The sequence below is a fragment of the Sphingobium sp. B2D3C genome (genome assembly GCF_025961835.1).
Taxonomy (GTDB): Bacteria; Pseudomonadota; Alphaproteobacteria; order Sphingomonadales; family Sphingomonadaceae; genus Sphingobium.
The window spans coordinates 3,114,089-3,127,409 of the sequence record NZ_JAOQOK010000001.1 but is presented as its reverse complement, the minus strand read 5'-3'; the positions used below and the strand labels follow the sequence as shown (position 1 = coordinate 3,127,409).

Below are 13,321 nucleotides of genomic sequence, written 5' to 3'. Positions count from 1 at the left end.
CGCAAAGACCGTCCCTATAACCACGGCATGAGTAAGGAATTGATGGAAAATCCCGGCCAGACTTTGCCAATGAGCGAGGGTGGTCCTTGGGGCACGCAGGGCGAGGAGCCGTCTTCCGGCAAGGGCAAGGAAGGTCCGCGCAACCCGTGGACCCCACCGCCCCGGGATGACAGAGGTGGCGCGGATTCGCGCGGCCCGAGCGCAATCGATGAGTTGATGCGCCGCGCGCGGGACAGCTTCGGCGGCCAGGGTGGCGGCACGCCACGCAGCCCCGGCGGGCGCGCGATCTGGTTCTATGCCGCCATCGCCATCGTCGTGCTGTGGATTGCCACCACCAGCATTCACAGGATCGGCCCGCAGGAGCGCGGCATCGTCTCCATCCTGGGCAGCTACAGCCGCACCCTTGGCCCCGGCATCAACTGGTCGCTGCCCGCCCCGCTCGAAAATGTGACCATCCTCGACGTCGAAGAGATCCGCACGGTCGATCTCGGCTCGGCGGGCGATGAATCCGAGAAGCTGGTTCTCACCGGCGACCAGAACATCATCAATCTGGGCTATTCTGTCCGCTGGAATATCCGCGACCCGCAGCAATATCTCTTCCAGATCGCCAATCCTGAGGAAACGATCACCGCCGTTTCCGAATCCGCCATGCGCGCAGTGGTGGCGACGGTCTCGCTGACCGACGCGCTCGGCGCGGGGCGTAACGCCATCGAGGCACAGGTGCAGGAGCGGATGCAGCAGATTCTCGACAGCTACGGCGCGGGCGTGCGCATTCAGGGCGTCGCCATCAAGCAGGCCGATCCGCCAGCCGCCGTGAACGATGCCTTCAAGGAAGTCAGCGCTGCGCAGCAGGCTGCCGAAACCTATCTCAATCAGGCCCGCGCCTATGCGCAGCAGCTCTCTGCCCGCTCACAGGGTGAGGCCGCCGCGTTCGACAAGGTGTATGAGGAGTATCGCCTCGCACCTGACGTGACGCGTCGCCGCATGTATTATGAAACCATGGAAAGTGTGCTCTCCGGCGTGAACAAGACCATTGTCGAAACCCCCGGTGTGACGCCCTATCTGCCGCTACCAGCCCTTCGCCCCCGCGCGAATGTGAGCGTGGAGACGCCTGCACAGCCGCAAGCCCAGCCGCAGGGAGGCGCACAATGAACCTCTCCTTGCGCAACCCCATCCTGCTGGCCGTTCTGGCGACCGTCGGCCTGATCCTGCTGGCCAGCACCTTCTCGATCGTCCCGGAAACCAAGCAGGCCGTCGTGCTGCGCTTCGGCGAACCGGTCCGCATCTACAATGCCTACAAACCCAATGAGGTGTTCGGGAACACTGGGGCCGGCCTCAAGGTCCGGCTGCCGTTCGTCGATCAAGTCGTGTGGATCGACAAGCGCGTGCAGTCGGTCGCCATGGAGCGCCAGCAGGTGCTCTCCACCGATCAGCTGCGCCTTCAGGTCGACGCCTTTGCGCGCTATCGCATCATCGATCCCCGGCGCATGTTCATCTCGGCCGGTAGCGAAACGCGGGTGGAGGACGCGCTGCGCCCGATCTTGGGTTCGGCTCTGCGCAACGAGTTGGGCCGCCGCCGCTTCGACCTGTTGCTCAGCCCTGAGCGTAGCGAGGTGATGAACAACATCACCGCCAGCCTGAACCGCGTCGCGCGGCAATATGGCGCGGAGATCATCGACGTGCGGATCATGCGCGCCGACCTGCCCGACGGCACGCCGCTGCAGAGCGCGTTCCAGCGGATGCGCACCGCGCGCGAGCAGGAGGCTCTGACCATCCGCGCAGAAGGCGCCCGGCGCGCCCAGCTGATCCGCGCCGATGCCGATGCCGCCGCAGCCAAGGTCTATGCCGCCAGCTTCGGCAAGGATGCGCAGTTCTACGATTTCTATCGCGCCATGCAGTCCTACCGGACGACCTTCGCCGAAACCGCACCGGGCGAAACCAGCGCCGTCCTGTCCACGGACAACGACTATCTCCGCCAGTTCCGGGGGCGCTAAGGCTGATTGAGGGCGCGGCGTCTTTACGTCGCGCCCTGACCATTCAATGCCCGTTCATCCGGGCGATTCCATGGCCGGTGGGTCACTCCCCGGCTCCGGGCCTTCCGTTCCGGAACACCCGGCGAAAGATGAAGAGAAGAGGAACATCTTCGTGCGCTACGCTTATGCTATTACCGCAGCCCTCCTCCTCGGCGGCACCGCCATTGCCCTGACATCCAATTCATCCACCGTCGTCGCGCAGACCGCGCAGAACGAGAATATGGCCGCAGCCGCGCCGCGCGGCGCGCCAATGAGCTTCGCCGACATGTCGCAGCGCCTGCAGCCGGCCGTGGTGAATATTTCCACCCGCCAGCGCGTGCAGGTGCAGAACCCGTTCGCAGGCACGCCGTTCGGCGCCCTGTTCGGCTCGGGCGACCAGCCGCAGACGCGCCAGGCGCAGTCGCTCGGCTCGGGCTTCATCATCTCGGCAGATGGTTATGTGGTCACGAACAACCATGTGATCGCGCCCGGTGCGCGGGGCGCGCGGGTCGACTCGATCACCGTCACCCTGCCCGACCGCACGGAATATGAGGCCAAGCTGATCGGCACCGATCCGCGCTCGGACCTTGCCGTGCTCAAGATCTCCACCACCAAGCCACTGCCCTTCGTGAAGTTCGGCGACTCGACCCGTGCCCGCGTCGGTGATTGGGTGATCGCCATCGGCAATCCCTTCGGCATCGGCAGCACGGTCACCGCCGGGATCATCTCGGCGCTCCACCGTAACACCGGCGGCGGCGAGCGCTTCATCCAGACCGACGCGTCGATCAACCAGGGCAATAGCGGCGGCCCGATGTTCGACATGAACGGCAATGTGATCGGCATCAACAGCCAGATCCTCTCGCCCACCGGCGGCAACATCGGCATCGGCTTTGCGATCCCGGCCGAGCAGGCTGTCCCGATCATTGAGACGCTGCGGAAGGGCCAGACGATCACGCGCGGCTATCTCGGCATCCAGATCGGCCAGCTTTCCGAAGACATGGCCGATTCGCTCGGCCTGCCCCGCAACCGTGGCGAGTTCGTGCATGGCGTCGAGCCGGGCCGCGCTGCCGACAAGGCCGGCATCAAGGCTGGCGATGTCATCGTGAAGGTCAACGATCGCGAGGTGAACCCGGACGAGACGCTGTCCTACATCGTCGCCAATCTGCCGGTTGGCTCCAGCGTGCCGATCGAGCTGATCCGCAATGGCAAGCGCATGACCATTCGCGCGACGATCGAGGAGCGTCCGGCGGAAGAGGAACTGGCCAACTTCAGCCAGCCGGCCGAGGACGATTTCTCGGACCAGGATGCCCAGGCCACCAAGGAAGCCTCGCAGCAGTTGCTCGGCATCGCCGTTCAGTCGCTGACGCCCGCCATCGCCCGCCAGCTTGGCGTGCCGGCGGATACGCGCGGCGTGGTGGTGACAGCTGTCGACCCCGCGACCGATGCCGGACAGAAGGGGCTGCGCCGCGGCTTCGTCATTACCACGGCCAATGGCCAGCCGGTCACCAGCGAGGCGGAACTGGGCAAGGCCGCGCAGGCTGCCAAGGATGCCGGCCGCAACGCCGTGCTCCTGCAGGTGGTCCGCCGCGGATCGCCGCCGGCCTTCGTGCCGATCCGCCTGCGCGGCATGTAAGCGCGGGGCATCCCGACGGAGTGAAAGGGCGCGATGACCTCGCGCCCTTTTCTGTTTGTGCCGCTTTTCTTGCTCCCTTTGCCAAGCTACCTCTGGCCTGTGGTTGGAGAACGGGCATGAGCGACGACACGAGCATCTTCATTGGCCAAAGTCTCGACGGCGAACCGCAGCGTCTGGTCCTGCGTCGCGCCAACCGGCACGGCCTGATTGCCGGCGCAACTGGAACCGGCAAGACGGTCACGCTGCAGGGATTGGCCGAGAGCTTTTCGGCGCAGGGCGTTCCGGTCTTTCTTGCCGATGTGAAGGGCGACTTGTCCGGCATCGCCATGGCCGGCTCGCCGACCGCCAAGAACGCCGACAAGCTGATCGCCCGCGCACAGGAAATCGGCATGACCGATTATGCCTTCTCGGATAATCCGGCGATCTTCTGGGATCTCTATGGCGAGCAGGGCCATCCGGTCCGCGCCACCATTTCCGAAATGGGGCCGTTGCTGCTCGCCCGGCTGATGGGGTTGAATGAAACGCAGGAAGGCGTGCTGACCATCGCCTTTCGTTATGCGGACGACGAAGGGCTTCTGCTCCTCGATCTGGGCGATCTGCAGGCGATGCTGGCTTATTGCGCCGACAATGCCGACATGCTCACCAGCCGCTATGGCAATGTGACCAAGGCCAGCGTCGGCGCCATCCAGCGCCAGCTTTTGCAGCTCGAATCGCAGGGTGGCGACAAATTCTTCGGCGAGCCCGCGCTGGAGATCAGCGACCTGATCCGCACCGATGAAAAGGGGCGCGGGTTCATCAACATCCTCGCCGCCGACAAGCTGATGCGTAGCCCGAAGCTGTATGCGACTTTCCTGCTCTGGCTGCTGTCCGAGCTCTTCGAAACGCTGCCCGAGGTCGGCGACCCTGCAAAGCCCGTGCTCGTCTTCTTCTTCGATGAAGCGCATCTGCTGTTCGACGATGCCCCCAAGGCGCTGGTCGACAAGATTGAGCAGGTCGTGCGCCTGATCCGGTCCAAGGGCGTGGGCGTATATTTCGTGACGCAGAACCCTATCGACGTGCCGGAGGATGTGGCGGGGCAACTCGGCAACCGAGTGCAACATGCCCTGCGCGCCTTTACCCCGCGTGAGCAGAAGGCGATCAAGGCCGCCGCCGAGACGTTCCGCGCCAATCCAGCTCTCAACGTCGAAACCGCGATCATCGAACTGCGCGTGGGCGAGGCACTCGTCTCCCTGCTGCAGGAAGATGGCGCGCCCTCGATGGTCCAGCGGACGCTGATCGCGCCACCGCGTTCGCGGCTGGGCGTGCTGGAGCCCAAGGAGCGCGCAATCATCCAGTCCATTTCGCCCTGTGACGGCAAATATGACGAGGCGATCAATCGCGAATCGGCCGAGGAAATCCTGCTGGCCCGCACGCAGGCGGCAGCTGCCGCCGCAGACGCAGCCAAGGCACAGGCCGAGGCAGACAAGGCAGCCGCACAGCAGGCCAGGCTGGAAGCCAAACAGCGCGAGGCAGAAGCCCGCGCTCAGGCACGGGAGGCGGCCAAGCCGAGCAATCTCGACCGGGCCATCCAGTCCGCGACACGCTCGGCCGCCTCATCGGTGGGCCGGCAGGTCGCCAATGAGATCGGCAAGGCGATTCTCGGTGGATCGAGTCGCAAGAGCAGCGGCGGGCTTGTCGGGCGTCTCGTGCGCGGCGTGTTGGGCGGACTGCTTAAATAACGGTTCGCTCGGGCGCCCGCTTAGCCGCGGCCGCGATAGCCGGGGACATCCTGAGCGGGAAGCCATACGCCCTCCAGCGGCGGACCGGACTGCCAGAATACATCGATGGGAATGCCACCACGCGGATACCAATAACCGCCGATGCGCAGCCAGAGCGGCTGCATTTCGGCCGTCAGCCGTTCACCGATGCCGACCGTGCAATCCTCGTGGAAACCGGCATGGTTGCGGAAACTGCCGAGGAAGAGCTTGAGCGACTTGGATTCCACGATCGTTTCGCCCGGCACATAATCGATGACCAGATGCGCGAAATCGGGCTGGCCGGTGACGGGGCAAAGCGATGTGAACTCCGGCGCGGTGAAGCGCACCAGATAGGGCCGGCCCTTGCGGGGATTGGGCACGTAATCGAGAACGGCCTCCTCCGGGCTTGCCGGAAGGCCGCTTGTCTGACCGAGATGCTTGAGTGTCATGCCACGCGCCTTAATATGATTCGCGGCCGGCGCGAACCCCTTGCGCCAACCAACCCACCTCAAGGATGCGTCTCCATGGATATGCTGGTTTCCACCGATTGGCTCGCAAAGGCGCTCGGCGCCCCGGACCTCAAGGTCCTCGATGCCACGGCCTTCTTGCCGGGCACCCCGCGCGACCCGAAGGCGGAATATCTGGCGCAGCATATTCCCGGCGCTGTGTTCCTCGATCTCTCGACGCTCAACGATACGGGCGATCCACGCCCCGCGATGGTGCCGACCAACGCCCAGTTCGCCGAGCGGATGGCCGCCCTCGGCATCGGGCAGGACGACCGCATCGTCATCTACGACAATAGCCCGCTGAGCAGCGCGGGCCGGGCGTGGTGGCTGCTGCGCATCTTTGGCGCGCGTCAGGTCGCTATTTTGGATGGCGGGTTGGCGCGCTGGACCGCCGAAGGCCGCCCGACCGAAGCAGGCGAGGCAACCAGGTCGAACAACGGTGCCTTCACCGCCGCCCGCGACGACAGCGCCATTGCCAGCAAGGCCGATGTGCTCGACAATCTGGAGAGTTGCGCCGCGCAAGTCGTGGATGCCCGCAGCGCCGACCGGTTCCGGGGCGATGCCGCCGAACCGCGCCCCGGCATGGCGGAAGGCCATATCCCCGGTTCGGCCAATCTGCCGTCAAACCTGTTGCTGGACGAACAGGGACGCTGGAAGCAGGGCGACGCGCTGCGGCAAGCCTTTGACGATGCAGGCGTCGACCTCGACAAGCCGCTGATCATGAGCTGTGGCAGCGGCGTCACCGCCTGCAATCTGCTGTTCGGCGCCGCCCTGCTCGGCAAGGAGGATGTACGGATCTACGACGGGAGCTGGTCCGAATGGGGCGCTGATCCCGCGACACCCAAGGCGGTCGGCCCGGCATGAGCGGTACCCGCGACGCCGGAAAGACCGGCAAACCTCTTGGCCCCGGCACGCGATTGGTTCAGGCCGGTCGCCGCCCGGAATGGACCGGGATGCCCGGGCAACCCGGCGGGATCGTCAACCCGCCTGTCTGGCGCGCTTCCACCATATTGTATGAGGATGTGGCGCATCTGCGCAGCGCCACGACCGCCGATCCGCACCGCCTCTATTATGGCCGGCGGGGCGCGCCCACGAGCTGGTCGCTGACTGAGGCCATCACCCAGTTGGAGCCGGAAGCGGACGGCACGATGCTCTACCCCTCGGGCGTCGCCGCCATTGCCGGCGCTTTGCTCGCGGTGCTGAAGCCCGGCGACGAACTGCTGATGGTCGACAGCGTCTACGGCCCGACCCGCGCGATGTGCGATGGAATGCTGCGCGAGTTCGGCGTGCGGACGATCTATTATGATCCGCTGATCGGCGCCGATATCGCTGCGCTTTGCACCGAGCATACCCGTGCCATCTTCCTCGAAAGCCCCGGCAGCCTGACCTTCGAGGTGCAGGATGTGCCCGCCATCGTCGCGGTGGCAAGGGCGCGCGGGATCATCACGCTGATCGACAACACTTGGGCGACACCCTTGCTGCTGCCGGCCCTCGGGCTGGGAGTGGATGTGTCGATCCTCGCCTGCACAAAGTATCTTTGCGGCCATAGTGACGTCATGATGGGGTCAGTCACCGCGAATGCCGCGCTGTGGCCCGCCATCCACAAGCGCGGCCACATGCTCGGCCAGACCGTCAGCCCGGACGATGCCTGGCTGGTGCTGCGCGGCATGCGGACGCTGGCCGTGCGCCTCAAACATCAGGGCGAAAGCGCGCTGGCGCTGGCCCGCTGGCTGGAAGCGCGACCCAAAGTTGCGCGCGTGCTGCACCCGGCTTTGGAATCCTGCCCCGGTCATGAAGCGTGGCGCCGCGATTTCGCCGGGAGCGCCGGCCTGTTTGCTTTCGAACTGGCGAGCAACGACGACTCGGCCCGCGCGGCCTTTATCGACGCGCTGACGCTGTTCGGCATCGGCTATAGCTGGGGCGGGTTCGAGAGCCTTGCCCTGCCGGTCGATCCCGCCAGCCTGCGCACGGCGCGACAGTGGGAGGCCAAGGGTTTGCTGGTGCGGATCAATGTCGGGCTGGAAGAGCCTGACGATCTCATTGCAGACCTCGAACAGGGGCTTCAGCGTTGGCAGCTTGCGATGGAGCACCACGCCGCTCGTTGAGTCGCCCGCCGCTTGCACTGCACCCTGGCTGACCGCCCATGGGGGCACTTCGCGCCTGAACAAGTCTGGCGAAACCTCCAGATGCGCCTGCTTCCCCTACGGTTTCGGTCAATAGCCAGCGTGGCGCGGCTGCAACACTTCATGAGTTCGCAACACATATGTGCAGTTTCTGTCTTGTGCGTCGCACAAGACAGAGGCATCAGGATCGCGGCTTGCCGGCAAGTCCGCTCAACCGCAACAAATGCGGATCCAAAATGAAGCGATCGCCCGGCGCTGCAGGCAGGGACGATCGCATTTTTATCTCGTTAAGGGGAATCCCATGCGTAAGTCCATTCTGGGCCTCTCGGCCCTCGCTATTTTTGCCACTGCCACCCCTGCTCTCGCGCAGGACGATGACAGCGGCCTGACCGTTTCCGGCTCCGCCACCGTTGTGTCCGACTACCGCTTCCGCGGCTTCTCGCAGACGAAGCAGAATGCTGCCATCCAGGCCGGCATCACCGTGACGCACGACAGCGGTTTCTACTTCGGCACCTGGGGCTCGAACGTCGACTTCCCGGATCTCGACGGCGCTGGCAATGGCGCGACCGCTGAGCTCGACTTCTTCGCCGGTTATTCCACGGAGCTGGCTCCGGGCGTGACGGTCGACGCCGGTCTGCTCTACTATCTGTACCCCAAGGACACGGTCACCGACGTCGCGACCGACTTCTTCGAGCCTTATGTGACGCTCAAGACCACGCTCGGCCCGGTCGGCCTGGCAGTCACGGCGAACTACGCCTGGAAGCAGGACGCGCTCGGCAAGAACGATGCCTTCTACATCAAGGCCGCTCCGTCGCTCGCCATCCCCGGCACGCCCTTCACCGTTGACGGCAGCATCGGCTACGCGACGAGCGACAGCTTCCTCGGCGGCGTTGACGGCGAAGTGTTCGACTGGTCGGCTGGCGTGAGCGCGAGCTGGAAGCAGCTGACCTTCGGCGTGCGCTATGTCGACACCGACGAGCCCGGCCAGATCCGCGGCAGCGACGCAGCGGTCGTGTTCTCGGTCGGCGCCGCGTTCTGATCGAACAAAGTGCAGCCGTCACCGGGGGGAGACGGCTGAACCAAGGGGGTCGCGACATCCGTCGCGGCCCCTTTTTATTTGGGGCAGCGATGCAACGGCCGCGCTCTTACAAAACCGATCTGGAACCGGATCATTCGGCCTTGGCCCGCCGGGCCGTGATGATGCGAATGGCAGGCTCAAGCATCTGCCCTTTCATCACACCTTCACCCTTTGTGGCGCTGCGCGGCGCGTTCCAGATGCTGCGGATGACATCCATGCCGTCGATCACCCGCCCGAAAGCGGCAAAACCCGGCTGATCCTGCGTCGCGTCGAAGCCGCGCATGTCGCCGACGATGATGAAGAAATCACCGGTCGCCGTCCCCGGCGCACCTTGCGCCATGGAAATGACGCCTTCGATATGGCTCAGCCCGGTTTTGCTGGTCGGCTCATGCGGCACGGGCTTCAGGATGCGCTTTGGATCATTCTGCGTCCCGCCCTGGATGAATCCACCGGGCGTGCCATCCTCCCATTTGAAGGCGCGATAGAAGAGCGTGCCATCGAGCCGCTTCCCATCGACATAGGCGAGGAAATTGGCCGCAGTCACCGGCGCCCGCTCCGTCTCGATCGCGAGGGTGACGGTGCCGGCGCTAGTCGTCAGGACGACGGGCACGGTCTGGTAGACCTGCGTCTCGACCACCTCCCGCGCCTTGGCAGCCTCCTCCTCAGCCTTGCGTTGGACCGCGGCCGCTTCGGCCGCCCGCGCGGCGGCCTCGGCACGGTTGATCGCTTCCAGCTCGGCATCGATCTTCGCCTGAATCTCGGCTTCGGATCGCTGGGCGTGGGCCGGGGCAAGCGCCGTTGCCGAGAGGGTGGCCAGGGCGACGGGCATCGTCAGCCGGCGAAGGCGTGAGAGGATCATCATGACGCCATGCTAACCCGCCCGCTCCCCGCAAGACAAGGCAGCCCTTTTGCTTCACAGCCTGCCTCCGCAAGCCTATAGGCGGGAGCACCATGTCGTTCCTCAGCCTCGTCGCTCTCTTCATCCTCACCGTCGCGCTGATGGAGGGCTTCGCCTATGTGATGCACCGCTGGGTGATGCACGGGCCCGGCTGGTTTCTGCATGCCAGCCACCATCGGCCGCGAAACGGCAATTGGGAGCTCAACGATTTCTATTTCGTGATCTTCGCCCTGCCCTCGATCCTGATGTTGCTCGGCGGCGTGCAATGGGGCTGGGGCAACTGGGCGACCGCCGTCGGCGCCGGGATCGCCGCTTATGGCGCCATCTACCTCGGCTTCCACGACATCATCGTTCACCAGCGGGTGAAGCATCGTTATGTCGCTCGCTCGCCCTACATGAAGCGCATCGTGCAGGCGCATCGCCTGCATCATGTGGTGGAGACGCGCGAGGGCAATGTGAGCTTCGGCTTCCTGATCGCGCCGGCGCCGGAAGACCTCAAGCGACAACTCGCTGGCATGGATACAGGCCGCATCCGCGATGCCCGGGGCCGGTAGAAGGCTCTCGCCGCCAGGGCTGCTTTCCCTGCCGAGGATATGGCTTGCAGCGCGGCCTGTCATTCTCCGGCCTTGGTGTTGCTGACGTCTTGCACTATGCAGCGCAAAACTGACGGGGAAAACACTTGACGCTTGCTGTCCTGGCCGCTGCTCAGCCCATCTATTTCCAGAATCTCGGGCTCGATCCGGTCGCCCTCGATCTCGGCTTCTTCGCGATCAAATGGTATAGTCTGGCCTATCTCGCCGGCATTCTGATCGGCTACTGGTATCTGACCGTGCTACTCCGCCAGCCCGGCGCACCCATGGCCCGCCGCCATGCCGACGATTTCATCTTCAATGCCACGCTCGGCATCATCGTGGGCGGACGGCTCGGCTATATTCTCTTCTATCAGCCGTCGATCCTCCAGAACCCCATCGACATCTTCAAGCTGTGGGAAGGCGGCATGTCGCTGCATGGCGGCACCATAGGCGTCATCGCCGCGATCTGGTGGATGGCCCGGCGCGAGAAGCTCTCCTTCCTGCGGGTGGCGGACTATATCGCCTGTGTCGTGCCGTTCGGGCTGTTCTTCGGCCGACTGGCCAACTTCGTGAATGGCGAATTGTGGGGCAAGGTCACCACCGTGCCATGGGGCATCGTTTTCCCCGGCGGGGGCGACATGCCCCGGCATCCCAGCCAGCTTTATGAAGCGCTGCTGGAAGGGCCGCTGATGTTCGCGATCCTCGCCTTCTTCTTCTGGAAGACCAAGGCCCGCTACGAGCCCGGCAAGCTGTTTGGCATCGCTGCGCTCTGCTACGGCGCTGCCCGCTTCTTCGTCGAGTTCTACCGCGAGGCGGATTCCCAGTTGATGGAGTTCGCGGAACGCACCGGCCTACATATGGGCCAGTGGCTGACCCTGCCGATGCTGGTGCTGGGCCTTTATCTGGTGGTGACCGCGAAGGGCCGCCGGACCCGCGTCGAGCCGATTGCCGGGCGAGACAGTGTCGCCTGACATCTGGCAGGGCCGCGACACTCTTTCGCTCCACGACTTTATGGCGGCAGCCAATGCCGCTTATTATGCCGGGCGCGATCCCTTGGGGGCGCGCGGGGACTTCATCACCGCGCCGGAGATCAGCCAGATGTTCGGCGAGCTGATCGGACTTTGGGTGGCCGATCTTGCCTTGCGCGCCGGCGTCGGCCCTTCCTTCGCCTATGTCGAGCTGGGACCGGGTCGCGGGACGCTCGCGGCCGACGCCCTGCGAGCAATGGGCCAGGCCAGGCTCTCGCCGCCGGTCCATCTCGTCGAGACCAGCCCCACGCTGCGCGCACGCCAGCAGGCCGCGGTGCCGGGGGCGATCTGGCATGACAGCGTGGCGAGACTGCCCGATGATCGCCCGCTCATTATCATCGCCAACGAGTTTTTCGATGCGCTGCCGATCCGCCAGTTCCAGCGCACCGGCGCGGGCTGGCGCGAGCGCTTCGTGCAGCGCGAGCCCGCCGCTTTCATCCTTGGTCGTGAGGATTGCGGCCAGCACATTCCTCTCCCGCTCAGCGACGCGCCGTTAGGGTCCATGGTCGAGCGCAATTTTGCGGCCGAAGCCATCGTCGCCGATCTCGCACAGCGGCTCTGCCGACAGGCCGGCGCGCTGCTGACCATCGATTATGGCTATGAGGGACCGGCATCGGGCGATACGCTGCAAGCGATGAGCCAGCACCGCTTTGCCGATCCGCTCGATGCGCCGGGCGCCCGCGACCTGACCGCCCATGTCGACTTCGGCATGATCGCCGCCGTCGGCCGGGCGCAGGGGCTGCGGCCGCAACCATGCATCGGGCAGGGCGCCCTGCTCACGGCGCTGGGCATCGATGCGCGCGCAGCCACGCTTACCCGCGCAAATCCTGCGCGTGCCGAGGATATCCGCGCCGCGCGCGACCGGCTGGTCGAGCCCGATCAGATGGGCACGCTGTTCAAGGCCCTCGCCTTGCGTCACCCGGACTGGCCGGCATCGGCGGGGTTCGCATGAGCATCGAAGTGCTGCGCGCCGGCGCGCTGGGCGATGTCCCCCATGGCTTTCTCGGGCGGACGGGCGGCGTCTCAACCGGCGTTCACGCCGGACTGAATGTCGGCTTGGGTTCGGATGACGAACGCGATGCCGTCCTGACAAATCGCGATCTGGCCCGTGACGCCGTGCTGTCGCAATCGAAGCTGGTAACGCTTCATCAGGTCCATTCCGCCCGCGTCGTCATTGCGGACAACGCCTTTCCGCTCGACGCCCGACCGGAAGCCGATGCGCTGGTGACAGCCCGCCCCGGGCTGCTGCTGGGGGTTCTCACTGCCGATTGCGTGCCGATCCTCTTTGCCGATCCCACCCATGGCGTCGTGGGGGCGGCCCATGCGGGATGGAAAGGCGCGCTCCACGGCGTGGCGGAGGCGACCATAGACGCCATGACGTCTCTGGGCGCAACGCGCGCCACCATCGCCTGCGCCATTGGCCCCTGCATTGGCAAGGCGAGCTATGAGGTGAGTGCCGGTTTCGAGCGCCCGTTCCTGGAACGCGATCCCGATGACGAGCGCTTTTTCGCCGAGGGCCGCCCGGGCCATCTGCAGTTCGACATTGCCGGTTATGTCGGCGCGCGACTGGCGCAGGCGGGCATCGGCACGGTCACCTTGCTGGATGAGGACACGTACAGCCAGCCCGCGCGCTTCTTCTCCTACCGTCGCGCCTGCCATGCCGGAGAACCTGGCTATGGGCGGCAGATTTCGCTGATCGGATTGCCGGCTTAAGCGCGGCCTTGTGTCGCGCCGC

At 65.3% G+C, this 13,321-nt stretch carries 13 protein-coding genes; 11 read left to right on the top strand and 2 right to left on the bottom strand.

What is annotated here, in order from left to right; translation table 11 throughout:
- Window positions 1-27: 27 nt before the first annotated feature.
- The 4 genes from hflK to M2339_RS14515 all read left to right on the top strand — a co-directional run bounded on the left by hflK (window position 28) and on the right by M2339_RS14515 (window position 5,363).
- The gene (gene hflK, locus M2339_RS14530) at window positions 28-1,152 is read left to right on the top strand and encodes an FtsH protease activity modulator HflK (protein ID WP_264588114.1); all 1,125 of its coding nucleotides are present in this window, start codon (window positions 28-30) and stop codon (window positions 1,150-1,152) included.
- Complete coding sequence (gene hflC / locus M2339_RS14525; protein WP_264588115.1) at window positions 1,149-1,994, top strand: protease modulator HflC; 846 nt, start codon at window positions 1,149-1,151, stop codon at window positions 1,992-1,994. The genes hflK and hflC overlap by 4 nt, the downstream gene beginning before the upstream one ends.
- Before the next feature lie 151 nt (window positions 1,995-2,145).
- Window positions 2,146-3,645: a DegQ family serine endoprotease gene (locus tag M2339_RS14520; RefSeq protein ID WP_264588116.1), complete on the top strand. Its 1,500-nt coding sequence runs from the start codon at window positions 2,146-2,148 to the stop codon at window positions 3,643-3,645.
- A 116-nt stretch (window positions 3,646-3,761) separates the two neighbouring features.
- Window positions 3,762-5,363, top strand: coding sequence for a DUF853 domain-containing protein (locus M2339_RS14515; protein ID WP_264588117.1), 1,602 nt, complete (start codon window positions 3,762-3,764; stop codon window positions 5,361-5,363).
- Between the two features lie 20 nt (window positions 5,364-5,383).
- On the opposite strand, the gene queF is transcribed toward M2339_RS14515, so the two are convergent.
- Window positions 5,384-5,830 (bottom strand): preQ(1) synthase, encoded by a 447-nt coding sequence (gene queF / locus M2339_RS14510; RefSeq protein ID WP_264571677.1) that lies wholly within the window; start codon window positions 5,828-5,830, stop codon window positions 5,384-5,386.
- A 75-nt stretch (window positions 5,831-5,905) separates the two neighbouring features.
- On the opposite strand from queF, the gene sseA reads away from it, so the two are divergent.
- The 3 genes from sseA (at window position 5,906) to M2339_RS14495 (ending at window position 9,049) form a co-directional block, all read left to right on the top strand.
- The gene (gene sseA / locus M2339_RS14505) at window positions 5,906-6,751 is read left to right on the top strand and encodes a 3-mercaptopyruvate sulfurtransferase (RefSeq protein ID WP_264588118.1); all 846 of its coding nucleotides are present in this window, start codon (window positions 5,906-5,908) and stop codon (window positions 6,749-6,751) included.
- Window positions 6,748-7,992: a cystathionine beta-lyase gene (metC, locus tag M2339_RS14500; protein WP_264588119.1), complete on the top strand. Its 1,245-nt coding sequence runs from the start codon at window positions 6,748-6,750 to the stop codon at window positions 7,990-7,992. Before sseA ends, metC begins: the two co-directional genes overlap by 4 nt.
- Before the next feature lie 319 nt (window positions 7,993-8,311).
- The gene (locus M2339_RS14495; protein ID WP_181561116.1) at window positions 8,312-9,049 is read left to right on the top strand and encodes a TorF family putative porin; all 738 of its coding nucleotides are present in this window, start codon (window positions 8,312-8,314) and stop codon (window positions 9,047-9,049) included.
- Window positions 9,050-9,179: 130 nt separating this feature from the next.
- Here M2339_RS14495 and M2339_RS14490 read toward each other — a convergent pair whose 3' ends face one another.
- Window positions 9,180-9,725: a peptidylprolyl isomerase gene (locus M2339_RS14490; protein WP_264588409.1), complete on the bottom strand. Its 546-nt coding sequence runs from the start codon at window positions 9,723-9,725 to the stop codon at window positions 9,180-9,182.
- 314 nt (window positions 9,726-10,039) lie between these two features.
- On the opposite strand from M2339_RS14490, the gene M2339_RS14485 reads away from it, so the two are divergent.
- The 4 genes from M2339_RS14485 to pgeF all read left to right on the top strand — a co-directional run bounded on the left by M2339_RS14485 (window position 10,040) and on the right by pgeF (window position 13,299).
- The gene (locus M2339_RS14485; RefSeq protein ID WP_264588120.1) at window positions 10,040-10,540 is read left to right on the top strand and encodes a sterol desaturase family protein; all 501 of its coding nucleotides are present in this window, start codon (window positions 10,040-10,042) and stop codon (window positions 10,538-10,540) included.
- Between the two features lie 125 nt (window positions 10,541-10,665).
- Window positions 10,666-11,529, top strand: coding sequence for a prolipoprotein diacylglyceryl transferase (gene lgt, locus M2339_RS14480; RefSeq protein WP_264583850.1), 864 nt, complete (start codon window positions 10,666-10,668; stop codon window positions 11,527-11,529).
- On the top strand, window positions 11,519-12,538 hold the full coding sequence (locus M2339_RS14475; RefSeq protein ID WP_264588121.1) for a class I SAM-dependent methyltransferase: 1,020 nt from the start codon (window positions 11,519-11,521) through the stop codon (window positions 12,536-12,538). Before lgt ends, M2339_RS14475 begins: the two co-directional genes overlap by 11 nt.
- Window positions 12,535-13,299 carry a peptidoglycan editing factor PgeF gene (gene pgeF / locus M2339_RS14470; RefSeq protein ID WP_264588122.1) on the top strand — a complete coding sequence of 255 codons (765 nt, stop codon included), beginning with the start codon at window positions 12,535-12,537 and terminating at the stop codon, window positions 13,297-13,299. Before M2339_RS14475 ends, pgeF begins: the two co-directional genes overlap by 4 nt.
- The last annotated feature ends 22 nt before the right edge of the window (window positions 13,300-13,321 follow it).